General features: G+C 68.6%; 23 protein-coding genes. 12 read left to right on the forward strand and 11 right to left on the reverse strand.

What is annotated here, in order from left to right; translation table 11 throughout:
* The first annotated feature begins 14 nt into the window (after window positions 1-14).
* The 10 genes from K7396_RS07755 to K7396_RS07800 all read left to right on the forward strand — a co-directional run bounded on the left by K7396_RS07755 (window position 15) and on the right by K7396_RS07800 (window position 9,947).
* Window positions 15-746 (forward strand): SDR family NAD(P)-dependent oxidoreductase, encoded by a 732-nt coding sequence (locus K7396_RS07755; RefSeq protein ID WP_086719162.1) that lies wholly within the window; start codon window positions 15-17, stop codon window positions 744-746.
* 366 nt (window positions 747-1,112) lie between these two features.
* The gene (locus tag K7396_RS07760; RefSeq protein WP_086719142.1) at window positions 1,113-1,706 is read left to right on the forward strand and encodes a TetR/AcrR family transcriptional regulator; all 594 of its coding nucleotides are present in this window, start codon (window positions 1,113-1,115) and stop codon (window positions 1,704-1,706) included.
* Window positions 1,707-1,873: 167 nt separating this feature from the next.
* Window positions 1,874-2,251: a hypothetical protein gene (locus tag K7396_RS07765; protein ID WP_143589144.1), complete on the forward strand. Its 378-nt coding sequence runs from the start codon at window positions 1,874-1,876 to the stop codon at window positions 2,249-2,251.
* Window position 2,252: 1 nt separating this feature from the next.
* Window positions 2,253-3,272: an NAD(P)/FAD-dependent oxidoreductase gene (locus tag K7396_RS07770; protein WP_086719144.1), complete on the forward strand. Its 1,020-nt coding sequence runs from the start codon at window positions 2,253-2,255 to the stop codon at window positions 3,270-3,272.
* A 121-nt stretch (window positions 3,273-3,393) separates the two neighbouring features.
* On the forward strand, window positions 3,394-3,693 hold the full coding sequence (locus K7396_RS07775) for a 2Fe-2S iron-sulfur cluster-binding protein (RefSeq protein ID WP_086719145.1): 300 nt from the start codon (window positions 3,394-3,396) through the stop codon (window positions 3,691-3,693).
* A 403-nt stretch (window positions 3,694-4,096) separates the two neighbouring features.
* Complete coding sequence (locus tag K7396_RS07780) at window positions 4,097-5,242, forward strand: fatty acid desaturase (protein ID WP_086719146.1); 1,146 nt, start codon at window positions 4,097-4,099, stop codon at window positions 5,240-5,242.
* Between the two features lie 35 nt (window positions 5,243-5,277).
* Window positions 5,278-5,727: a cobalamin-dependent protein gene (locus K7396_RS07785; RefSeq protein WP_086719147.1), complete on the forward strand. Its 450-nt coding sequence runs from the start codon at window positions 5,278-5,280 to the stop codon at window positions 5,725-5,727.
* Window positions 5,728-5,789: 62 nt separating this feature from the next.
* A complete protein-coding gene (locus tag K7396_RS07790) occupies window positions 5,790-7,175 on the forward strand; it encodes a methylaspartate mutase (RefSeq protein ID WP_086719148.1) in 1,386 nt (461 codons plus the stop codon).
* 7 nt (window positions 7,176-7,182) lie between these two features.
* A complete protein-coding gene (locus K7396_RS07795; RefSeq protein ID WP_086719149.1) occupies window positions 7,183-8,145 on the forward strand; it encodes a quinone oxidoreductase family protein in 963 nt (320 codons plus the stop codon).
* Window positions 8,146-8,405: 260 nt separating this feature from the next.
* A complete protein-coding gene (locus tag K7396_RS07800) occupies window positions 8,406-9,947 on the forward strand; it encodes a pyridoxal phosphate-dependent decarboxylase family protein (RefSeq protein ID WP_086719150.1) in 1,542 nt (513 codons plus the stop codon).
* A 672-nt stretch (window positions 9,948-10,619) separates the two neighbouring features.
* Here K7396_RS07800 and K7396_RS07805 read toward each other — a convergent pair.
* Entirely contained in the window at window positions 10,620-11,591 is a 972-nt protein-coding gene (locus K7396_RS07805) for an EamA family transporter (RefSeq protein ID WP_086719151.1), read from the reverse strand.
* A 260-nt stretch (window positions 11,592-11,851) separates the two neighbouring features.
* Window positions 11,852-12,256 (reverse strand): zinc-binding dehydrogenase, encoded by a 405-nt coding sequence (locus tag K7396_RS35925; protein WP_398686090.1) that lies wholly within the window; start codon window positions 12,254-12,256, stop codon window positions 11,852-11,854.
* 345 nt (window positions 12,257-12,601) lie between these two features.
* On the opposite strand from K7396_RS35925, the gene K7396_RS07815 reads away from it, so the two are divergent.
* Window positions 12,602-12,946 carry an ArsR/SmtB family transcription factor gene (locus K7396_RS07815; protein WP_086719152.1) on the forward strand — a complete coding sequence of 115 codons (345 nt, stop codon included), beginning with the start codon at window positions 12,602-12,604 and terminating at the stop codon, window positions 12,944-12,946.
* 313 nt (window positions 12,947-13,259) lie between these two features.
* Here the strand turns inward: K7396_RS07815 and K7396_RS07820 are convergent, their stop codons facing one another.
* The 7 genes from K7396_RS07820 to K7396_RS07850 all read right to left on the reverse strand — a co-directional run bounded on the left by K7396_RS07820 (window position 13,260) and on the right by K7396_RS07850 (window position 20,275).
* Window positions 13,260-13,832, reverse strand: a complete 573-nt coding sequence (locus tag K7396_RS07820) for a hypothetical protein (RefSeq protein ID WP_086719153.1) — start codon at window positions 13,830-13,832, stop codon at window positions 13,260-13,262.
* On the reverse strand, window positions 13,829-14,950 hold the full coding sequence (locus tag K7396_RS07825) for an ROK family glucokinase (protein WP_086719154.1): 1,122 nt from the start codon (window positions 14,948-14,950) through the stop codon (window positions 13,829-13,831). The genes K7396_RS07820 and K7396_RS07825 overlap by 4 nt, the downstream gene beginning before the upstream one ends.
* Before the next feature lie 228 nt (window positions 14,951-15,178).
* Complete coding sequence (locus K7396_RS07830) at window positions 15,179-15,988, reverse strand: ATP-binding cassette domain-containing protein (protein ID WP_086719155.1); 810 nt, start codon at window positions 15,986-15,988, stop codon at window positions 15,179-15,181.
* Window positions 15,985-17,058 carry an ABC transporter permease gene (locus K7396_RS07835; RefSeq protein ID WP_086719156.1) on the reverse strand — a complete coding sequence of 358 codons (1,074 nt, stop codon included), beginning with the start codon at window positions 17,056-17,058 and terminating at the stop codon, window positions 15,985-15,987. The genes K7396_RS07830 and K7396_RS07835 overlap by 4 nt, the downstream gene beginning before the upstream one ends.
* Entirely contained in the window at window positions 17,055-18,068 is a 1,014-nt protein-coding gene (locus K7396_RS07840) for a sugar ABC transporter substrate-binding protein (RefSeq protein ID WP_223659761.1), read from the reverse strand. Before K7396_RS07840 ends, K7396_RS07835 begins: the two co-directional genes overlap by 4 nt.
* A 200-nt stretch (window positions 18,069-18,268) precedes the next feature.
* Window positions 18,269-19,291, reverse strand: coding sequence for a sugar ABC transporter substrate-binding protein (locus K7396_RS07845; protein ID WP_086719158.1), 1,023 nt, complete (start codon window positions 19,289-19,291; stop codon window positions 18,269-18,271).
* Between the two features lie 210 nt (window positions 19,292-19,501).
* Entirely contained in the window at window positions 19,502-20,275 is a 774-nt protein-coding gene (locus K7396_RS07850; protein WP_152104314.1) for a GntR family transcriptional regulator, read from the reverse strand.
* Window positions 20,276-20,619: 344 nt separating this feature from the next.
* Between K7396_RS07850 and K7396_RS07855 the strand changes: the two genes are divergently transcribed.
* A complete protein-coding gene (locus K7396_RS07855; protein ID WP_086718264.1) occupies window positions 20,620-21,003 on the forward strand; it encodes a VOC family protein in 384 nt (127 codons plus the stop codon).
* Between the two features lie 34 nt (window positions 21,004-21,037).
* Here the strand turns inward: K7396_RS07855 and K7396_RS07860 are convergent, their stop codons facing one another.
* Together K7396_RS07860 and K7396_RS07865 are read right to left on the reverse strand one after the other, a co-directional pair.
* Complete coding sequence (locus K7396_RS07860; RefSeq protein WP_086718265.1) at window positions 21,038-21,862, reverse strand: transporter substrate-binding domain-containing protein; 825 nt, start codon at window positions 21,860-21,862, stop codon at window positions 21,038-21,040.
* A 142-nt stretch (window positions 21,863-22,004) separates the two neighbouring features.
* Window positions 22,005-22,673 (reverse strand): bifunctional 4-hydroxy-2-oxoglutarate aldolase/2-dehydro-3-deoxy-phosphogluconate aldolase, encoded by a 669-nt coding sequence (locus tag K7396_RS07865; protein ID WP_086718266.1) that lies wholly within the window; start codon window positions 22,671-22,673, stop codon window positions 22,005-22,007.
* Window positions 22,674-22,866: the final 193 nt, after the last annotated feature.

A 22,866-nucleotide genomic window follows, 5' to 3' on the forward strand; every position in this document is an offset into this window, starting at 1 on the left:
CAGGCAAGGTCGCCATGATTACCGGGGCGTCCAGCGGCATCGGCGCGGCGGCGAGTCGGCTGTTCGCCGAGGAGGGAGCCGCTGTGGTGCTCATGGCGCGGCGCAGGGACCGTCTCACACGCCTCGCGGAGGAGATCCGCGCGGCGGGCGGGTCCGCGGTCGCCGTCCAGGGCGACGTGGCATCGTCCAAGGCCGTCGAACGGGCCGTCGCGGCAGCCGTCGACACCTTCGGACGGCTGGACGCGGCCTTCAACAATGCCGGTTACGCCAGCGTCGGGACTCTTTTGCACGAGATGGACGACGAGGAGTACACCCGGACCATGGACGTCAACGTGCGGGGCGTCTGGAACTGTCTGCATCATCAGATCCCGGCAATGCAGGCGTCCGGCGGCGGGGCAATAGTGAACACCTCAAGCGTCGCCGGCGTACTCGCCTCCAGTGCGTCCGCCGCGTACGTGGCCGCCAAGCACGCGGTGATCGGTCTGACCCGAGCCGCCGCGCGGGAATACGGTCCTTGTGGGATCCGGGTCAACGCCCTGGTCGTGGGCAGCACACGAACCGAGATGATGGACCAAGTACTGTCTGGTTCGCCTTGGTTGGAAGAGCGCTTCGTCAGACACACACTGCGCCGGCGTATGGCTGCCCCTGATGAGATCGCCCAGGCCGCAGCCTGGCTCTGCAGCGAGCGATCCGAGTTCGTGACCGGCGCGGCCCTGCCCGTCGACGGCGGGAGAACAGCGGTCTGAGAGCGCGCTCGGCCCCTATCGGCGCATGGCCAAGGGCTGTCCCGTAACGCCCGCCAGAGAATACGGGACAGCCCCTTAGGGGGCGAGAGGGACCGAGAAGCGGCTGGAGAGGCCGCCGCTCATCTCGCCGGGCGCCCTTGCCCGAGCCAGTGCCTCTGCGGACGATCCGCAGTAACCGCCGATCCTCGTCACCGTCGCCCCCCCCGGGCCTGCACACGTTCAGCCACGTGATCTTTCCTGCCATCCGGTGCCGCCGGGCGCAGCAACCAACCGGTGCGTCACGGCACAGCGGACGTTACTTGATCCAGCACTGGAAAATAAAGCGAACGATTGCTTTTATTTTGACCCTCGGATGGAGGTAACCCCGTGGTGGCTCAGGAGAGGTCTGCCCGCACTCGACAGCGGCTGGTGCACGCCGCAGCCGTCGAGATCGACGAGAATGGTTATGAAAGGGCCACACTGACTCGAATCTGCAAGTATGCCCAACTTTCCATAGGGGCGCTCACGTTTCACTTCAACTCCAAGCGTGACCTTGCCGACGCAGTGCGGGCTGATGCCCGCGCGCTCACGAACGACCGGATGAAGCAGGTCGCGCACGGACACGCCCCGGGGCTGGACTGCCTGATTCACCTGACCGGGGAGCTCGCACACCTCTTGGAGACAGAGGTGGTCGTGCGGTCGGCAGCTCGGCTGGAGCGGGACTGCCCAGGTGACGGCGGCTGGCTGGAGTCATGGCTCCCCGCGGTGCGGTGCCTGCTGCGGGAGGCGCAGCGGTCCGAGGAGCTTCGACCGGGAGTTGACCCTCAGGTCATGACCGCACTGGCTGTGCACCTCGTAACCGGCGCCGAAACCTTCGCCCGCGCCAGCGCAGGAGGGGCCGATCCGCATCTCCCGGCCGTGGCCACACAGTTGGAGCGCATGTGGGAGGTGGTGCTGCGGGGGGCAGTGGCCACTCCCTGAAGATGTCCGTCGCATCAGAGGCACTCACCCGATCACCCTTGAAAAACATAGCGAACGTTCTCTACGCTTCAAGAGCTTCCGGTGATCAGGGCGTGCGGATTCTCCGCACCCTGAGGCACACAGGTAGCCGATTGGTCGAATGGGGGAGCGTTATGACAGTTGTGACCATGGGCGCAGTCGACGTCGGCGGCTGCCCGGCCACGGCATTTCGCCGGCAGTCCTTCGCGTCCGAGGGTGAGCAGCTCGGGGAACAGGACCGACAACTGTGCGACATGCTCCAAGTCGCCAAAGGTGCGGGTGAGTTGACCTTCCGCAGACCCCCGCGGTCCAAGTCGGCGTCCATTGCGCTCTTCGGCGAGCGCGGCGCGGCGGTGGACTACGCGATCGGCGAAGTGCACAACCAGACGGGAACTGCGCGGCTGCGCCGGGAAGCAGCGATCCAGAGGACAGCCCCGCAGACCCCGGTCGACTTCTCCCTCCACGAAATGCCCCGCCCGCGCGAGGCACGCTCGGGCGCCACGGCCCGCCCCGAAGAAGGAGTTTGACATGCCCGCGTCATATGAGCCAGCTGTCGATCTAGCCGTCGTCGGTGCTGGACCAAGCGGACTCTACGCCGCCTATTACGCCGGATTCCGGGGTCTGACCACCGCCGTCCTGGACACACTGCCGCACGTCGGCGGCCAGGTGGCAGCCATGTATCCGGAAAAACTGATTTACGATGTCGCCGCGCATCCAGCGATCAAGGGACGAGACCTCGTCGACAACCTGTTCCGGCAGGCGGCGCCGTTCGAGCCGCGCTACCTTCTGGGGCAGACCGTCACGACGCTGGACCGCAGCGGCTCAGGGTGGGTATTGGAAACCAACCGCGGAGCCCGCGTACGTGCCAGTGCTGTAGTCATCGCCGCCGGTCTTGGCAGGTTCGTGCCACGCAGGCTGCCGACAGCCAGTGACTACGAGGGCCGTGGGCTGGTGTACCACGTGCCACGCCTTGCCGAGCACCGTGGTCGTGACGTGGTGGTGGCCGGCGGCGGGGACAGCGCGGTGGACTGGGCGCTCGCCCTCGCTCCCATCGCCCGCTCTGTCACCCTCGTGCACCGACGGACCACATTCCGTGCCCACGAGCACAGCGTTCGGCAGCTGCGTGCCACGCCGGTGCGCGTCATCACCAACGCCCAGATCACGCGCTGCATGGGGGAACCACGCCTCGAAACGGTCGAAGTCCAAGCCGGCGAAGAACTCCTGACGCTACCCGCTCACACGCTGGTCACCGCGCTCGGCTTCTCCGCACACCTCGGGCCCATCGCCGAATGGGGTATCGATCTGGAATACCGGCAGATCAAGGTCGACGCGACCATGCAGAGCAACCTCTCCCGGGTCTACGCGGTCGGGGACGGGTGCACTTACCCCGGCCGGGTGCCCCTCATCTCTGTCGGCTTCGGCGAGGCTGCGACCGCCGTCAATCACGCCGCCGTGGCCCTGAGGCCCGGAGAGCGTCTCACGCCCGGCCACTCCTCGGACACTGTCCCTCCGCCCCAACTGACCATGTCGCCCATTGCTGTTGCTTGACCTCGTACGTCGGCACAACACCCGCGCACCGTACGGGCGCGGCCCAGCGGCCCGTAGAACAGCGGACACCACATCCCGGCGCTTCCGGGAATCTCTCATCTTCTCAGGGAGTCATGCACCAATGGATCTCAAGAAACTGACTCTGATGCCACACGGCTTGGAGGTCCTTCTTCCCGAGGGAGCATCCTTGACCGAACTCGAACGGGGGACCTCCCAGAGGGTCATTCCGTTCGGCTGCCAGTCGGGGGCGTGCGGAGCCTGCATGATCGAGGTACTGGACGGCCTTGACTCGCTGGGCGAAATGGACCCCGACGAAGTCGATTTCCTCGAGGACCTCGGCCGGACGGATGGGCCATACCGACTGGCCTGCCAGTGCCGCCTCATGGACGCCGCGACAGTCCGCGTCGCGGAGGAGCAATGATCCCCGTCGGACAGAAGGCAACGTCGTCGGCACGTGCGACACGCCGACTGGCCTCCGGGGCCTGTGCTTGTCACATCAGGTAGAGCCGGATCCGAGCGCGATTCAGGACCACTGCTGGTGAAAGGCCCCAAGCGCTCGCGCTGATCCACGAAGCGCAATGTCCGACCACCACGGTCATCGCACTCGGCGCAGCGCTGCGCAACGAACACTGTCCGGCCGGCTCCCCGGGCTTCCATGACCCGACCTGTTCTGGCCATCCGTCTCGGCTGCCGCCGCCAGCTGACCGCAACCGCAAAGAACCTCGGAAACGATTGGAGTTCCTATGTCGGCGACCAACTCCGCAGTCCTAAAGCCCGATGCGCGTCCCGTCCACCCACCCGAAAGTCATGATCCTCGCGAGTCCATGACGCGGCTGCCCAAGGCGCTACAGCGCCCGCTGACCTTGTTCACCGGCAAGGCGTTGCCCGGCCAGACCTCCTTAGGGTGGACCCCCACCCTTCACCTGGCCACCGCACTGGCTTCCACCGTCGCGGGCGTCCTGCTCGCCACGCTCGGATACGCGCTGGGCGGCGGCTGGCTGCTGCTCCTGATTCCGGGGTGGGCCCTCACCTTGCACGGCATGCGCAACCTACGGATGATGATCTACCACCAGTGTTCGCACCGGAACATGTACCGGCAGCGCAAGCTCGACCGCTTCATAGGGCACGGCATCTCCAGCCTGCTCATCATCCAGAACTTTCAACGATACAGCCGCGAACATGTCAAGGACCACCACGCCGCCGGGCACATGACGCTCAAGGACCCCACGGTCCAGGCCTTCCTTGTCAGTCTCGAACTTCACCCGGGCATGACCCGTCGCCAGATGTGGCGTCGAGTGCTCGGCAAGCTCATTTCCCCGCGCTTCCACTTCGCCTTCGCAGTCTCCCGCGCCCGGTCCTTCTGGAGCGAGTCGGCCCGCAGCGAGAAAGTCTCCGCAAGCGTCCTGTACGGAGCCGCCCTCGCTGCGACCGTGGCGACCGGCACCTGGCCGGCGCTGCTGATCATCTGGTTCGTGCCGCTCATTCCCCTGTTCCAGGTGAGCAACACACTGCGGCTGTGTGTGAAGCACACCTTCCCCGAACCCGGTATCGAGCTCCGCCACGGGCGCGAGTACTTCTCCAGCCTGACCAATGCCATCTTCATCGGCGACCCGATCCCGTCCGTCGAAATTCCGCTCGGGCGCCGAATCGCAGCCTGGGCCCGCTGGACGCTTCGACTGGTGTTTCTGCATGCACCGTCCCGCTACCTCGTGCTGACTGGCGACACCGTGGTGCACGACTACCACCATCGCTATCCGGCGGCGCGGAACTGGGCGAACTACATCTTCGCCCGCCAGCAGGACATCGACACCGGCCACCAGGGCTGGCCCCCGTACCACGAAGTCTGGGGACTTGTCCCGGCCATCAACTACGTCTTCGACTCGCTCTCCCATGCGGACGTCGAGGAGTACGACATCAATCGGCTGAAGGCGGTCAGCAAGCGCGAGCTGTTCGCCGCCTTCGACGACTGACACGGCGACCGGCACCTAGACGAGGAAACAGACCCATGACGAAGCAAACAACAGCGCCCCGCACAGTGATCCTCGGGGTGGCCGCCAGCGACAGTCACGCCGTGGCCAACCATCTGATCGCCTACTCACTCCGGGGCGCCGGATTCGATGTCGTCAATCTCGGCACCTGCACCCCCGTTGAGGAATTCGCCGCGACGTGCCACGAACACGCTGACGCCGAAGCCGTCATAATCGGCAGCCTCAACGGCCACATCCACGAGGACTTGCGCGGCCTCGCCGAGGCCAAAGAGTCCGGGCAGATCGCCTGCCCGGTCATCGTCGGCGGGAATCTCTCCGTCGGCAGCCACAAGGACGCATCCGCTCACGAGCGCCTCTACGCACTCGGCGTCGACCATATCCTGATCGACCCGGCGGAACTTCCCGCGCTTCTCAACAAGCTGCGCGCCGCACGGCACCGGACAACACCCCTGCGGGCGGCGTCATGACGAGTACGCACAGTTCCCTGGCCCTTCTCGGTCCCGCGGCCGGGAAGGGCCCCTCGGGAGACATGATCCCGAACCTGCCCAGCCTGGCGGACTCCGCCGCCTATATCGCCGAACTCGGCAAACCCACGGCCGCCGATGTCCTCGAACGCTGCCGTGCCTCGGGGCGGGTCGCCATCCAACCTCGATGCGGCGTCGGCGGCCACACGGAGATGACCAACCTGCTGGGCACCCTGGAGGCCGAGGCTCGCCCCGACATCCTCACTCTCACCATCGACTCGCACACCCGGCTCAAGCGCTTCGACGAAGCTCTGCGCACCCTGAACCTTCGCCCCTCCGACCTCAACGGCTACCCGCTGGTTGCCCACGGTTGGCGGCGCGGTCGAGAGCTGAACGAGTCGGTATCTGCCCCGCTGGAAGTCCGTCACGGCTCGCCGGATGCCAGGCGGCTCTTCGATGTCTCCGTTGCGGCCGGCATCACTTCCTTCGAGGGCGGCGGAATCTCGTACAACCTGCCCTATTCCAAGGCCGTGCCGCTCGCCGAGTCCCTCGGCGCCTGGCAGGACGTGGACCGCCGGTGCGGCGAGCTCGTCGAGCACGGTGTGGTCATCGACCGGGAGCTGTTCGGCACTCTCACAGCAGTCCTCGTGCCCCCCTCTATCAGCTTGGCCATCAGTGTCATCGAGGCCGTTCTGGCGGCACGCTCCGGGGTGCACTGCATCTCGGTCGCGTACCCGCAGGGCGGACACCTGGCTCAAGACGTCGCGGCCCTTCGATGCATCCCACTGCTCGCCGAGCGCTACCTGCCTGCCGGCATTCAGGTGCACGCCGTACTACACGAGTTCATGGGGGTCTTCCCGCGGCAGCGTGGCAACGCCGAGGACCTCATCTTCTACGGCGCGCTGGTGGCTCGGCTCGGAGGGGCTTCCAAGCTCATCACCAAGACCTATCAGGAGGCGCACGGCATCCCCGACACTCAAGCCAACGTGGAGGGCCTGCGCCTCGCAAACCGCGCCAACTCCCCCTTGCTGGAGGTCCTCACGGTCGACGAGACGCGCATCGGCGAGGAAATGGAGTGGATCCTGGCTGAGGTCGGCGAGCTCATTGATCCCCTGATCGAGCAGGTGGACCTGATCGAAGCCGTAGCCGATGCATTCAACCAGGGCACCCTGGACATCCCGTTCAGCGCCAGCCGCTATGCGCGCTCCGACCTCATACCCCGGCGCGACGGCGACGGAGCCATCCGCTACCTGTCGGTCGGGGCCCTGCCGTTCTCCGCGGCCAATCGCCGTCGCAACGAGGAGCTACTCAAGGCCGGACCCGAGGACGGGACAAACCTCGGATCCCTCATGGCCGGACTCACCGGCGACATCGACTACTTCCGCAGGCTCTTCCGCGAGACCGACGAGACCCGTTCGTCCGGCACAGCCGACGACGACATCCCCAAGTGAGGTATCTGTGCGCGCAATCCAGGTGAGCCGGGTCGGTGGCTCCGCAGCTCTCACCCCCGTCGAGTTGCCTGATCCCCTGCCCGCCGCTGGTGAGGTCGTGGTGCGCAACGCGGCAATCGGGCTCAACTTCATCGACGTCTACTTCCGTGACGGAACCTATCCGACAACATGCCCGTTCATTCCCGGCCAGGAGGCGGCCGGGACAGTCATCGCGGTGGGCGACGGCGTCGAGGAGATCACCATTGGCGATCGGGTCGCCTACGCCACCCAGCTCGGCGCCTACGCCGAACACACGGCTGTGCCTGCGGGCAAGCTCATCCCCGTTCCCGAGGAGGTTCACCTCCGCGATGCCGCCGCAGTGTTGCTGCAGGGCCTGGCCGCGCACTACCTCACCCATACGACCCATGCAGTCCATCCCGGCGAGAGTGTGGTCGTCCTCGCCGCGGCCGGCGGCCTTGGTCAGCTGCTGGTGCAGATGGCTGCGCACCGCAAGGCAAGCGTGATCGCGGTGGCCTCCAACGAGGAGAAGCAGCGGATCGCGCTGCAGGCCGGGGCCCGGCAAGCCCTGCCGTATGAGGGCTTCGACGAGCGCGTTCACGAGATCACCAACGGAGAAGGAGCTCACGTCGTCTACGACTCCGTAGGCGCGGACACCTTCGAGCGAAGTCTGCGTTCGCTGCGCCGCCGAGGCCACCTCGTGGTCTGCGGACTCTCCAGCGGCTCCGTCGGCAAGGTCGATATCGAGATGCTTCGTACGGCCGGCTCCCTGAGCCTGACCCGGCCTTCTCTCGCCGACCACGTGCCCGACACGGATTCCCTGCGTGCCGCTGCTAGGGAACTGTTCGGCTATGTGGCCGATGGGGTCGTACGTCCCGTGGTGGAGGTAGAGATGCCGCTGACCGAGGTAGCTCACGCGCACGCCCTGCTCGAGGGACGAGGCACGACAGGAAAGGTCCTGCTGACGCCTTGAGGACACGGCGCTGAAATCGGATCCGCCCAGCGGCGGGCAAGCCTGCGTCCCGGGCGTCGGCACTCGTGTCCGGAGTGCTGCTGAGCCGGAGCCGGCGATCGGCACGCAGGTTGCCGTGACCGTGCTCGGGAGGGCTCGGTCGCCTGGTCGGATGCCGGGCCCGGCATCCGTGGTCGTTGCTTCGACCGGAGGAACCCGCAGAGCCTGAACCCGCACTTGCACTCACGCACCATCACAGAACCCGATAGAAGGAAGCGATAGTGAACCGAGCAAACGCTGTCGACGCCGGTGCCCACCAGACCGTGGCCCTGGCCGGCACCGCTGACGGCCTTGAGCAACTGCGCACGTTGGTGGACGCCGCCCTCGACGCAGTCGCCGCGTCGTCGATCAAGCATGGCGGTCCGGTCACGGTCGGCGGTCCCAGTGCTGCGATCGCAGCCGTGCGAGACATGATGCATGGTGAAGGGTTCCTGACCGATGCGCCCGGACCGGACCGGGTAACGGAGCTGTTCGAGACATACGCCGCCTGGTCGGCTGATCTGACCCACCCGTCCGCCGTTTCGCGTATGCAGTGCGCGCCCACACCGGCCGCTGCTGCCGCCGAGCTCCTCGCCGCCGTCCTCAACCAATCGCTGCACTCATGGGAAAGCGGTCCCTTCGCCCTCGAGCTGGAACGCCGGCTCATCAGCGAGATGGCCGGCTGGGTCGGCTACGGTGAAACGGCATCGGGCACGTTGACCCCCGGCGGCAGCATCTCCAACCTCGTGGGGCTGCTGCTCAGCCGTGATCACATGCTGACCGACGCGGTCGGCAGCGATATTTCGCAGTCGGGGCTCGCTGGCAGCGCAGTGCGACCGCGCATCCTCTGCTCAGCCGCCGCACATTTCTCCATCGCGCGTGCAGCCGGCTTCCTCGGGCTCGGGCGTGATGCGGTGGTGAAGGTACCCACGGACGAAATGGGCAGGATGATCCCCGAGGAAGCCTGCCGACTGCTCGACGGATTCACCGCGGACGAGGTACCCATCGCTCTCGTGGCGACTGCGGGCACCACTGACCACGGGTCTTTCGACCCATTGCCCGAACTGGCCGCCCTCGCTGCTGAGCGGAGGATCTGGTTTCACGTCGACGCCGCATACGGGATCGGAGCTCTGTTTTCGAACAGTCTCGCGCCTCTCCTCGATGGCCTGTCCGAGGCGGACTCCATCGCTTTCGACCTGCACAAGTTCGGCTGGACCCCGGCTTCTTCCAGCATCCTGCTGGTACGCGATGAGGCCCGCTTGAGTCCTCTCGCCCAACAGGCCGTCTACCTCAACCCGCCGGACGATGAGGCTGAGGGATACACCGCACTCCTGGGAACGTCGATGCAAACCACCCGCCGCTCCGATGCCCTCAAGATCGCAGCTTCGTTGCTGAGCCTCGGCCGGAAGGGGATGGGCGACTGGGTCGACGCCTGCCATTCCCAAGCACGGTACGCCGCCGCTCGTATCGACCGGCACCCGGACCTTGAACTGCTTGCCGAACCGGTGCTCAGCACAGTGATCTTCCGTTGCCGGACCAGTGAGGCGATCGAAGACGAGAGCGCTTGGAATGCCGCTGTTCGCAGGCGCTTGATGACCGAGGGCCGGGCCCTTCTGGCCCGTACCAAGGTACGGCGCCAAGACGGCGAGACGTGGGTGCATCTGAAGCTGGTCTTCCTGAACCCGGCCACGACGAAGGAGGAGATCGATGCGCTGCTGGACGATGTCGTGACCGCCGCGGCAGAGGTCAAGGAGGCGATGCGTACGCAGGTGCGCCACAGCTGACGCTGGATGGCTCCGGAGGGGGCACATCTTCTTGTGCTGGTCGGTGCAATGCCCCCTCGGGATATTCAGCTTGGTCGCCCCGGGGCGGAACAGGGGGCGATCCAATGGCCTCTCTTCCGCCCCGTCATGCCGCCACACCCCTCCGAGCCACTCGCCCGCCGATGCGTCGGCGGGCGACGTCACGCTCTGGTCGACGAAGAGGCTTCATGACCGCCCGCACTCTCGTCACACGTCCTACGAGCCGTTCAGCGAAGGGCCGAGGCTACAGAAATCGCCGGTTTGCCGACTCGAATTCGGTATGCCCCGCCATGCCCTGAACAAGCATATGTCTGCGAAGCCCGTCGCACCTGAACTCGGGGCCGGTAACGAATCCAACGCACAGCCTGACGTGCATCAGAAGCTGGCGCAACGGGGCCGATGCCACATTCGGCCTGTTCCTGGACTGACCGACCGGCACGCCATGGGATGGCACCGTGGCCCGTCCCGCGCTCATAGAGCGCGGGACGGGCCACGGCCGCGCGGGTCGGCCGATGCCGCAGTCCGTCGCACGGCGGGATACGGTCGCTGCGCGAGCCGCGGGCCGGACCGGTTGACGCTGCACGTCTGCCGGTCCAAGGCAGCCTTCCGGCCTGGATGCTGACTCCGTACGTGATGGCCTGGACGGGCCAAGGGTTAGTGAGCGTCCTGCGGGATGTGAGCACCGTTCGGATCGGTGCTCTCCTCGCGAGCCGAGACGCTCGTTGCGCGGGTGCGCGCGGCTCTGCGTTTCCCAGCGCCCAGATACGTGGCAGCGATCGAGGCACAGGCGACAGCGGCGATGCCGAGCCACTGGGGCAAGTGGAGGTGCTGGCCGAGGATCAGCAGGCCGAACAAGGCGCCCGCGGCCGGCTCCAGGCTTGTCAGTACGCCGAAGACGCGTGGCGGAATCCGGCGGAGCGCTTCGAGGTTGAGCGAGTATGGCAGCACACTGGAGGCGACGGCCACGACTGTCGCCACCCAGAGAACGTGCGTATCCAGCAGGGCGCTCCCGGCATGCGCGATGCCATAGGGGGCGCTGAGCAGCGCCGCCCATGTCATGGCCACGGCCAGCCCCTGGCCACCGCTGAGGCGGGTCGCCATGCGGGCGGCGACGAGGATGTATCCGGCCCAGCAGGTGGCTGCCACGGCAGCCAGGGCGAGGCCGGTTACGGAGAGGGAGGCGTTGCCGCCGTCGCTCAGCAGGAACACGCCGCCTGCCGCCAGGCAGGCCGGGAGCAGATCGATCGCGCGGCGGGAGCCGGCCAGCGCGATAGTGAATGGGCCGAGGAATTCGATGGTGGCGACGATTCCGAGAGGGATGTGGTTGACGGCTTCAAAGAACGTGATGTGGTGTCCCGCAAGCAGAGCTCCGGCGGCAAGTACTGTGCCCCAGGCCCCTTTCACTCCGCTGAGGTTTTGGCGTCGTGGGCGCCATAACAGGCATAGCAGTACGCCGGCAATCAGTAGTCTGAGGAACACCACACCAGCAGCGCCTGCTTGGGGGTATGCGCTGGGGGCGAGCGCTGCACCGAACTGGATTCCACATACCCCGACCAGCACAAGGCAGGGTGCGGGTACCTTGTCCGTGACGCTGGAGAGTCCTTGGGTCGTGCTGCTCTGCTGCATTCTTCCCTCCGTGGTTCTGGGCCCAGGCATCCGGGGATGCCCCGGGCGTGATGGCGCATGCGGACGGCCGGTGGGATGAGCCGCTCCACCGGCCCGTCATGCCTGATCGGCGTCGCTTTTTGGCGATACACAGCAGCAGTCTGCCGGTGGACGTGTGCCACCCATGACGGTCTGAGCGGCCGCTGCGCCCGACAGCGGGAACTCAGCGGTTACGGGCGGCGACAGCTTGCTCTCGCAGACCGTGCGCACGGCGCGTGCGGTCAGTTCGCGCGCAATGCCGGGTGCGCTCTGCGTGAGCGCCGGCACGGAGACGCCCCCGATGGCGCGACCCTCTGCGTAGAGTTCAGGCTGTCCGGCCCGGCAGGGATCGGCGCCGCTCGCATTGCCGAAGGACGCCAGGCGCCCTGAGGCGGCCAATTCGTCCAGGCGGCGCCACAGCGTTTCGCCATCCCGGGATCGCGAATCAGGTCGACACCTCGGCCGCCGGTAGCGCGGCGGACGTCTTCGGCGAGGGTCTCGGTCCGGAACACGTCGTCGTAGCCGTGCTTGAGGGTGTACTCGGCCTTGGCATCGGTGGGGACCACGCCGTACACCGCACCGGCGCCCGCCGCCCGGGCCAATTGCCCGGCCGTGGTCCCGATGTCTCCCGCCGCGCCATGCACCACACACTCTCTCCGGCGCGCAGCCGCCTCACGTCGTGGGTCAGGGCATGTGCCGTCGGCAGCACGGTCGGCTGCGCCGCAGCGGTCCGCAGATCCAGCTTGTCGGGCAGCGGGGATACGGTCACGGCCCGGAGCGCCCTGATGGCCACCTGGCCGGCTCCCGGCTCGGACGTACCGGTTCTCTGGACTGCCTTCAGCACCTCGGGGCCGCCGTGCTCCTGTAACTCGACCGCGCGCATACGCAGACTGCCCTCCCGTAGGTGTTCAATCGAAAGCGAACAATGGCAGTGTAAGATCAGCATCGAACACTCAGCAAGTGGGTGTGTTCACTCCAGGGGAGGAACGGGGATGTCGGATCAGGCCGAAAGCGGAAGTCACCGCCCGGCACCAGTGCACACGCACCCGGATGAAGTCCCCCTGCTGACCGCGCTGTCCGCGCTCGCGGACCCTGTGCGCATTCAGCTGATCCGCAGCCTGGCGAGCCACCCCGACTGGACGCTCAGCTGCAGCAACTTCGACGTGCCGGTCGGCAGAGCCGCCAAGAGCCACCACTTCTCCGTCCTGCGCGAAGCCGGCCTTGTCGAACAACGCGACCAGGGCCCCAAACGGCTCAACCGACTTCGTCGCGCGGAGTTTGATGCTCGCTTTCCCGGCCTCCTCGACCTGGCCCTCCGCCCGGACAACACCGACTGAAACCGGCAAGACCCGGCAAGCGGCGGTCACCGGCACCGCCCTGGGCCGTCAATGAGACGAAGCCGGCAGAGAAGAGGCCGCACCACCGGCGCCGCAACGGCACGGACGTGCCGGCGTGGGGTGCGACTGAGCTGCGCATGCGGCTCCTGGCCGATGAACAGTGGCGCTTGCGCTCTGGCCAACGGTCGACCCCTGGCCGACCTGCGTGAGACCGGCCCACTCATAGGTGTCGGCCTCAGCGTGCCCGCGTCCTGGATCTGCGGGACGTCGAGCCTTCCCGGCCGGCCCCTCCCGGTTCTCCCACCGACCCCGGTCAGAACCGCACAGTCGACACCGTGTACACCACCGGGTGCCCCGGCTCGTCGTAGCTGACCATGATCCGCTGGTAGGGGTGCGGTGCCTTCGCCGAGGTCGTCGTGCCGGACCAGGGTGCGTCGGTGCCGAGGTCCCAGCCGACCTTCGCCGCCTGCTCGGGCGGGATGGTCCGCTGGTCCTTCTTGAGGGCGGCGGTGCTGGTGCCGACGGCGTTGAGGTAGTGCTCCAGGCCCCACGCGTTCGTCCTGAACTGCACGAACAGCGAACTGGTCTGCCAGGAGTTGGTCTCGTAGTAGTAGACCGGGGTGGAGCCGATCGGCACCGGGACGTTGTAGATCCGCTGCTGGACCTTGGAGGGGAAGGCGTTGGTCAGGCCGGTGGCGGCGGCCTCGGCCTCCTTGCCCTCGCCGCTGTCCCGGCTCTGCTCGGCGGAGATGACGATGTAGCCCGCCGGGATCGCGATCAGCAGGAAGATGATCAGCGCCATCAGCACCGGGCGCCGCCGCTTGACGCGGGGCGGCGGGACGGGCTGGGCGTCGTCGTGCACGGTGTGCAGGTCGGTGTCGGTCATCGGCGGCCTGCCCGTTCGTAGCGTTCGTAGCGCTCGACGCGCCGCCGGTTGGCGCGCCGGAAGCGGCGGGCCACCAGGCGGGCCAGATCGGCGGCGCCGACCATCCCGGCCTCGGGGCCGAGCTGGGCCTTGGCGATGGTGGCCTCGGGACGGTAGCCGCGGCCGGTGAGATGGCGCCGGAAGGCTTCTCTGGCCGGGCCGATGAGCAGGTCGTCGGCGGCGCTGACGCCACCGCCGATGACGAAGCAGGACGGGTCGAGGGCGGCGGCGAGGTTGGCGATGCCGACGCCGAGCCACTGGCCGATCTCCTGGAGGAGTTCGACGCACATCGCGTCGCCCTCCCGGGCCAGCTCGGTGATCAGCGGTCCGGTGATGTCGCCGATGCGGCCGCCGACCCGCTCGATGATGTTGTACGCGACCGGGGAGTCGGCGGCGGCCAGCTCACGGGCCTCGCGCACCAGGGCGTTGCCGGAGCTGTACTGCTCCCAGCAGCCGCGGTTGCCGCACGGGCAGCGGTGGCCCCCGGGGACGACCTGCATATGGCCGAATTCGCCGGCCACGCCGAACTTGCCGCGCTTGACGGCGCCGTCCTCCAGGATCGCGCCGCCGATGCCGGTGCCGAGCGTGATCATGACGAGGTGGTCCTCGCCGCGGCCGGCGCCGAAGCGCCACTCCGCCCAGGCGGCGGTGTTGGCGTCGTTGTCGACCATGACCGGGACCGCGAGGCGGCCGGCGAGGCGGTCGCGCAGCGGCTCGTTGCGCCAGTTCAGGTGGGGTGCGAACAGCACCTTGCTGCGGTCCGCGTCGACCCAGCCGGCGGCGCCGATGCCGACCGCGTGGACGTCGTGCCGGTCGGAGAGGTCGAGCACCAGCTCGGTGATGGTGTCCTCGACGACCTTGGGGCTCTTGGACTTGTCCGGCGTCTCGGTGCGGACCTTCTCCAGGATGGTGCCGTCGGCGTCGACGACGCCCGCCATGACCTTGGTGCCGCCGATGTCGATACCCACGGTGGGTACCCGGGGGGCGGTCAGGTGCGAGCGGCGCTCACGGGTGCCGACCGTGCGCAGCACGGTGGCCCTGGCGGAGCCTCGGTGCACCCGGTCCCGGTACATGCTCATCGACCGACCTCTTCGCCGTTGCTCCCGCACTGCCTGGTGGGCACGGGCAGTGCCCCCATGCGGCGGCTGTGTGCTCGCAAGAGTCGTCTCGTCCCTGCGGGTCTCGGGAGGCCGGGGCCTCGATGTGCGGGTTCGGTGCGATTGTGCATCACCGGCGGCGTCCGGCGCACCGCGACGGAGAGTGATGCGCCCCGCACAGCCTCGGGGCCGTACGGGGCGCGGTGGTGATCACTCGGGGCGATGGCCGCCGGGGAACTCCGGGGTCGCGGTCCGGGCCAGCTCGTGACTGAGCTGTTCCAGTTCGCTGCCGCCCGCCATTTGGCGGGTCAGCTCCTCCAGGGCGATCTCCGACTTGGTGTGGCTGCCGGCCATGGTGCCGCGCTTGAGCAGGACGAAGCGGTCACCGACGAGATACGCGTGGTGCGGGTTGTGGGTGATCAACACCACGCCGAGTCCGGCGTCCCGCGCGGCCGCGACGTACTTGAGGACGACGCCGGACTGCTTGACGCCGAGCGCCGCCGTCGGCTCGTCCAGGACGAGGACCTTGGCGCCGAAGTAGACGGCGCGGGCGATGGCCACGCACTGGCGTTCGCCGCCCGAGAGGGTGCCGATGGGCTGGTCGACGTCGCGCAGGTCGATGCCCATCCGCAGCAGCTCGCCGCGGGTGGTCTCGCGCATCGTCTCCACGTCGAGCCGCTTGAAGGGGCCGATGCCGGTGGTGGGCTCGGACCCGAGGAAGAAGTTCCGCCACACCGGCATGAGCGGGACGACGGCCAGGTCCTGGTAGACGGTGGCGATCCCGCGGTCCAGGGCCTCGCGCGGGGAGGCGAGGGAGGTCTCCTCGCCGTCGATGGTGAAGGACCCGGCGTCGTGCCGGTGCAGCCCCGCGATGATCTTGATGAGGGTGGACTTGCCGGCGCCGTTGTCCCCGAGCACACAGGAGATCTCCCCCGCGTGCACCTCCAGGGACACGCCTTCCAGGGCGCGGACGTTTCCGTAGTACTTGCTGACGTCGGTCAGCTCGACCAGCGCTGTCATGCCTTTTCCTCCGCCCGCTTGCGGACCCATGCGTTCAGGAGCGTGGCGAGCAGCAGCATCGCGCCGAGGAAGAACTTGTACCAGTCCGGATTCCACTGCGCGTAGACGATGCCCTTGCTCGCCATGCCGAAGATGAAGGCGCCGACAGCCGCGCCGATCGCCGAGCCGAAGCCGCCGGTCATCAGACAGCCGCCGACCGCCGCGGCGATGATGTAGAGGAACTCGTTGCCCACCCCGTCGCCGGACTGGATCGCGTCGTACGAGAACAGAAGGTGCTGGCCGGAGACCCAGGCGGCGAAGGCGACGCCCATGTAGAGGCCGATCTTGGTCTTGGTGACCGGGACACCCACCGCCCGCGCGGCGTCGGCGTTGCCGCCGACCGCGAAGATCCAGTTGCCGACGCGGGTGCGCAGCAGGATCCAGGTGGCGAGGGCGACCAGCACGATCCACCACAGGATGGTGATCTGGATGTCGACGCTGCCGAGGGTCAGGTGCGAGGCGAAGACCTCGCGGGCCGAGTCGAAGCCCTCCATGTCGGCGATGGACTTCGTGGAGACGGTGCCGTCGATCAGCTTGGTGAAGCCGAGGTTGAGGCCGGTCAGCATGAAGAAGGTGCCGAGCGTGATGATGAAGCTGGGCAGTTTCGTGCGGGTCAGCAGCAGGCCGTTGAAGGCCCCGATGGCCAGGGTGACCAGCAGCGACACCCCGACGCCCACCCAGGTGTTCGCCGTCATCTGGTAGCTGAACATCGAGGAGATCAGCGCCGAGCTGACGACCATCACGCCGGCCGAGAGATCGAACTCCCCGCCGATCATCAACAGCGCCACCGGCACGGCCATGATGCCGATCGTCGAGGACGCGTAGAGCACGGTGGAGAGGCTGGAGGCCCGCAGGAACGGTTCGGCGACGATCGAGAAGAACACGAAGACCGCGGCGGCGCCGACGACCGAGCCCAGTTCGGGGCGGCCCATCAGCCGGCGTGCCAGGGAGCGGTGCAGCAGCCGTTCGTCGCCGGTGACCTTGGCGGGCGGCCCCGCGGGGACCGGCGTGGGTGCGTCGGTGTGGCTCATCGGGTCCCCCGCTTCGTGTACTCCTGCAGCGCGGCGGCGTCCTTCTTGGTGATCACCTGGGGGCCGGTGAGCACCGGCTTGCCGCCGCCGAGGACGTCGGAGTTGTACTTGTACAGCCACAGCAGGTCGACGGCCTCGTAGCCCTGGAGGTAGGGCTGCTGGTCGACGGCGAAACCGAGGGAGCCGTCCTTGAGACCCGTCGCGACCTGGGCGTTGAGGTCGAAGGTGTCGATCTCGGCCTTGCTGCCGGCCTGCTCCTTGGCCTTGACGGCGGTGGGGGCGAACGGCGCGCCGAGCGTGACGACGGCGTCGATGGAGCTGTCCGACTGGAGCTTGGACTCGATGGAGGACTGCACGTCGGGCATGTTGGTGCCCTCGACGTAGAGCTTCTGCAGATCGCCCTTGAAGGTCTTCTCGGCGCCGTCGCAGCGCTGCTCGTGACCGACGTTGCCCTGCTCGTGCAGGACGCACAGGGCCTTCTTCCGGCCGCGCTTGTTCAGCTCCTCGCCGACCGCCTCACCGGCCACCGTCTCGTCCTGCCCGATGTGGCTGAGCGCGCCGAAGGCCTTCGACGCCTCGGCGCCGGAGTTCACCGTGATCACCGGGATGCCGGCCTTCTCGGCCTTGGCGATCACGTCCTTCATGGCGCTGGGCTTGGCGAGCGAGACGATCAGCCCGTCGACCTTCTGGTCGATGTAGGACTGCACCAGCTCGCTCTGCCGCTGGGCCTCCTTGTCGTGTCCGTAGACGAACTTGATGTTGTCCTTGACGGCGGCCTGCTGGGCGCCGTTCTGGACGATGTCCCAGAAGGTGTCGCCGTCTCCCGAGTGGGTGACCATCGCGAACGTCCACCTGGGGGTGTTCACCGCGGCCTTGCCGCCGGCCGCCCGGCCGGCGCGCTCCTGCTCGGCGCGCAGCCCCCCGGTGCTGCTGCACCCCGCCAGACTCACGCCGAGCACCGCCGCCAGCACGGCGCCGACGACGCGTCCCCTTCTCCGAACCCGTGCCACGAGGACTCGCCCTTCCCGCTGATGCTGCCGTATCGACCGCGTTGGTTGCCTGCTCGACTGCGTTGCCTGCCCGCGCCGGCCGGACCGGGCGCGCGCGGTGCCGTGCACCGGCTCCGGCACCGGCCGACCGGGCGCAACCGGCCAAGTATCCGTTACCAGTGATCTGTCCCGGTTCATCGGGTCCCGTCTTCCCTGTGGCCTCACCGGGTGCCCCGCCCGGTGTACTCGGTCAGCTTCGGTACGTCCTCGCCGGTGACCAGCGCCGGCCCGGTGAGCACCGGACGGCCGCCGCCGAGCACATCGGCGTTGGCCTTGTGGAGCCAGAGCAGGTCGACGGCCTCGTAGCCCTGGAGGTAGGGCTGCTGGTCGACGGCGAAGGTGACGTCCTTGGCCTTGAGCAGCTTGACGACGGCGGAGTTCAGGTCGAACGTCGCGAGCTGCGCCGCGCTGCCCGCCTCCTCCTCGGCCTTGACGGCGATCGCCGCCATCGGTGCGCCGAGGGTGACGACCGCGTCGATGTCCTTGTCGGACTGGAGCCTGGCCTCCACGGACGACTGCGAGGCCGGTGCGTTGGTGCCGTCGACATCGAGGTTCGCGACCTTCCCGTGGAAGGTCTCGCGGACACCGGCGCAGCGGTCCTCCAGCGACACGTTGCCCTGCTCGTGGACGACGCAGAGGGCCTTCTTCCGGTGCCGGCGGTTCAGCTCGTCGCCGACCGCCCGCCCCGCCACGGACTCGTCCTGCCCGATGTGCGTCAGCGCCCCGTACGCCCGGGAGAACTCGCCGCCGGAGTTGATGGTGATCACGGGTATGCCCTGCGCCACGGCCTTGCGGACGGCGGCCTTGACGGCCTGCGGCTTGGCGAGGGTGACGATCAGCCCGTCGACCTTCTGGTCGATGTACGACTGGATCAGCGCGGCCTGCTGGGCGCCCTCCTTGTCGTGCGCGTACAGGAACTTCACGTTGTCCTTCGCGGCGGCCCGCTCGGCGCCGTTCTGCACGATGTCCCAGAAGGTGTCGCCGTCGCCGGCGTGGCTGACCATCCCGATCGTCATGCGCGGGGTACTGGCGCCCTTGCCGGACCCGGCGGCCGCGCCCGCGGCGTCCTGCCCGCCGGCGGCGGCGCACCCCGTGGCCAGGGCGGCGGTGGTCAGTAAGGCGGCGGCGGTGCGCACCGTGACGCCGCGGACAGTGAGGGGACCAGCCGTACGCACGCCGATCATCGTGGGACCGCCTTTTCTCCCGGCCGCCGGACTGCGGCTGGAGGAGTTTGTAACGGCGCGCGCGGAGCCACGTCAATGGTTTGTCAGAACATTCTGACGAGAAGGGGTCGCTCAGGGCCCTCATAGCGGGACATCGCTGCCGAAACCGCCGCGTCAGGTTGCCCCGGAGGGGGCGGCGGATCGACCCTTCCGGGCTCCCTTCAGGGACGCTCAGGGCCGTACGAGGAGCTGGAACTCGAAGGCGTAGCGGGAGGCGCGGTAGACGTGCGTGCCGAACTCCACCGCGCGGCCGGTGTCGTCGAAGGTGGTCCGCTGCATCGTGAGCAGCGGGGCGCCCTCGGGCTCCCCGAGCCGCTCGCCCTCCTCGGCACTCGCGGCGCGCGCGCCGACCGCCTGCCGGGCGCTGTGCAGGGTGATGCCGGCCGACCGCATCAGGCGGTAGAGCCCGGTCTCCTCCAGTGCGGCGGTCTCCAGCGTGAGCAGCCCCGCGGGCAGCAGGTTGCGCAGATGCGCGACGGGCTCACCGTGCGCCAGCCGCAGCCGCTCGACCAGTGCGACCTCGGCCCCCTCGGCGATGCCCAGCGCGGCGGCGACCTCGGCGTCGGCCTCGGCGGTGGTGTTGAGCAGCACACGGGTGGCGGGCTTCTGCCCGGCCGCCTCCAGGTCGTCGTAGAGGCTGCTCAGCTCCAGCGGGCGCTTGACCTGGCTGTGGACGACCTGGGTGCCGATCCCCCGGCGGCGCACCAGCAGCCCCTTGTCGACCAGCGACTGGATCGCCTGCCGCACCGTCGGCCGGGACAGGCCGAGCCGGCCGGCCAGCTCGATCTCGTTGCCGAGCAGGCTGCCGGGAGCCAGCTTGCCGTGCTCGATCGCGGCCTCCAGCTGCTGGGACAGCTGGAAATACAACGGGACCGGACTGCTCCGGTCCACGCTGAACTGGACGGGGCTCTCGGCACCCAGGGCTTCTGTATCGCGTTTCCCCACGTTCGCGAGCGTATCCGCCCGGACAGATGACGGGAAGTCCGGAGGTCACATTGTCCGGACAAGGGCGCCGGGGCAGGGGCGGCCGGGCGGACGAGGCGGCGGGGAAGCCGGGCGGACGGGGGCGGACGGTCGTGAACGGGCAGCCGGGGGGGCCGGGCGGACGGGGGGCGGCTGGGATCGCCGCATCCACGGCGCTTCCCCGCGCATCCGGGGCACCCCGGCCGTATCCGGGACACCCGCTCCGTTCTCTGATAACCAAGAACCGGCGAGCGCAGCACCCCTCCGCCCCTCCGCCCCGTCTGCCCATCCGCCTCCATCCGACCCTCCCCGAGGAGTCAGCCGGTATGTCCGTACGTCGCGTCGTCCCCGATATCCAGTCCGATGCCCTGGAGGAAAACCGCGCGTTCTACGGCCTGTTGGGGTTCGAGGAGGTCATGAACCAGGGCTGGGTCATGACGCTGGCGTCGCCCGCCAACCCCACCGCCCAGCTCACCTTCATGACCCACGACGAGACCGCCCCGGTCACCCCCGACATGAGCATCGAGGTCGAGGACGTGGACGCGGTCCACGCCGCCGTGCAGGCCGCCGGCGCGGACATCGTCCGGCCGCTCCGGGACGAGGAGTGGGGCGTCCGCCGGTTCTTCGTCAGGGATCCGAACGGCCGGATCGTCAATGTCCTCGCACACCGGGCACCGTCCCGCGAGAACGAGCACGGGAACGAGAACTAGGCCGCCGAGGGAAGCGAGGACGGCCCCTGGCGCCCTACTTCATCCAGGCGTCCTCGTACTTCCGGTACGTGCCGTCATGGGTGGCCAGATGCACCCACTGGTCCACGTACTCCTGGAAGTCGTGGTCGCCGCGGGGCAGCGCGTAGGCCTTCTCGGAGAAGGAGAAGGGCTGGTCCGGGTGGAGCGAGCAGAGTTCGGGGTGGATCTTGGCCTGGTAGCGGGTCTCACCGGCGTCGGTCATCATCACGTCCGCGCGGCCCGCGATGATCTCGTCGAAGATCGTGGTGTTGTCCGGGTGGACCGTGAGCGTGGCCCGCTTGAGGTGGGCGCGGGCGAACTCCTCGTTCGTGCCGCCGGGGTTGACGACGACCCTGGTCCCCGGCCGGTCGATCTGGGCCAGGGTCCGGTACTTGTCCTTGTCGGCGCACCGCACGATGGGTGTCTTGCCGTCGGTGCGGGTGGGCTCGCTGAAGGCGACGTGGCGGGCGCGCTGGAGGGTGACCGAGACGCCGCCCATCGCGATGTCGCAGCGGCCGGCGGACAGGTCGCCGACCAGCCCGGCCCAGGTCGTCGCCACGTAACGGGGTGTGGCGTCAAGGCTCTTGGCGAGGTCCGCGGCCATCGTGATGTCGACACCGCTGTAGCTGCCGGTCGTGCGGTCGAGGTGGCTGAAGGGGCGGTAGTCGCCGGTGGTGCAGACACGCAGCACCCCGCGCCGGGGAACGGTGTCGAGGGCCGATGCCCGGCCGGCGGCGGCGGTGGTGGCCCCTCGGCCGGCCGGTGCGTGCGACACCGCCGGGGCGGCGGCGGTGACGGCGAGCAGACAGGCCAGGGCGGAGAGGGTGGCGGCGCGCTTCATGGGGGCTCCTGTGACTCCTGGACGCGGCGGCGGGATCGCGTGATCGAAGCGCTCAGGGTGGCAGAGCCCGTGGTGCGGGTGAAGCCCCCGGCCGGCCACCGGGACGGCCGAGGAGCCGCGGCGGGGGCGAGCCGAGGGGCCGTCAGTCCTCGTAGAGGTCCGCGGTGCCCCGGGTCGTCGGGCGGTCGGGAGCGGCCTCGTCCAGGCGGTTGAGGAGGTCGGCGGCGCGCTTGGCCACGGTGTCGCGGTCGCCCTCGGAGAGCGCCGTCCCCATGCCGACCGCGACCGCGCCCGCCGCGATCCACTCCGGGGCGTTGTCGACCGTGACCCCGCCCGTCGGCAGCACCGGTACCTGCGGCAGCGAGGCGCGGACCTCCGCCAGCCAGGACGGGTCGTACGCCGACGCGGGGAACAGCTTGACCGCGTCCGCGCCGAGTTCGAGCGCGCGGACCATCTCCGTCGGCGTGGAGACGCCGGGGAAGACCGGGATGCCGTAGCGGTGGCCGGTACGGATGACCTCGGCGTCGAGGCTCGGCGAGACCAGGTAGCGGGCGCCCGCGTCGACCGCCATCCGGGCCGATGCCGCGTCCAGGACCGTGCCGGCGCCGATGATGGCGTCGTCACCGAGTTCGCGGCTGAGCGTCGTCACCGCCTCCAGGGCGAAGGGGGTGGTGAGGGATATCTCCAGGCTGATGATGCCCGCCGACAGCAGGGTGTCGGCCGTCGCGCTCGCCTCGTCGTAGGTTCTGCTGCGGACGATGGCGAAAACCCGCTGCGCCAGCGCGGCCCGGGTGATCTCCCAGCGATACACGGCAGTTCGCCGTCCTTCCTTGTCTGCGACGCGCCACGCCGGCCCACCATGACCCATGGCGGATACGGCATTTACCGGGGCGTGCCCCAGCAGCCGACCGCACATGGTCTTTTTCCGCCGATGCCCGCCCGCTCCTCGTTTCTGCCGAAACGCTACCGGGAACCACCGACAATCCTCTCGCGGGGGTGCGCCC

The sequence above is a fragment of the Streptomyces angustmyceticus genome (genome assembly GCF_019933235.1).
Classification (GTDB): Bacteria; Actinomycetota; Actinomycetes; order Streptomycetales; family Streptomycetaceae; genus Streptomyces; species Streptomyces angustmyceticus.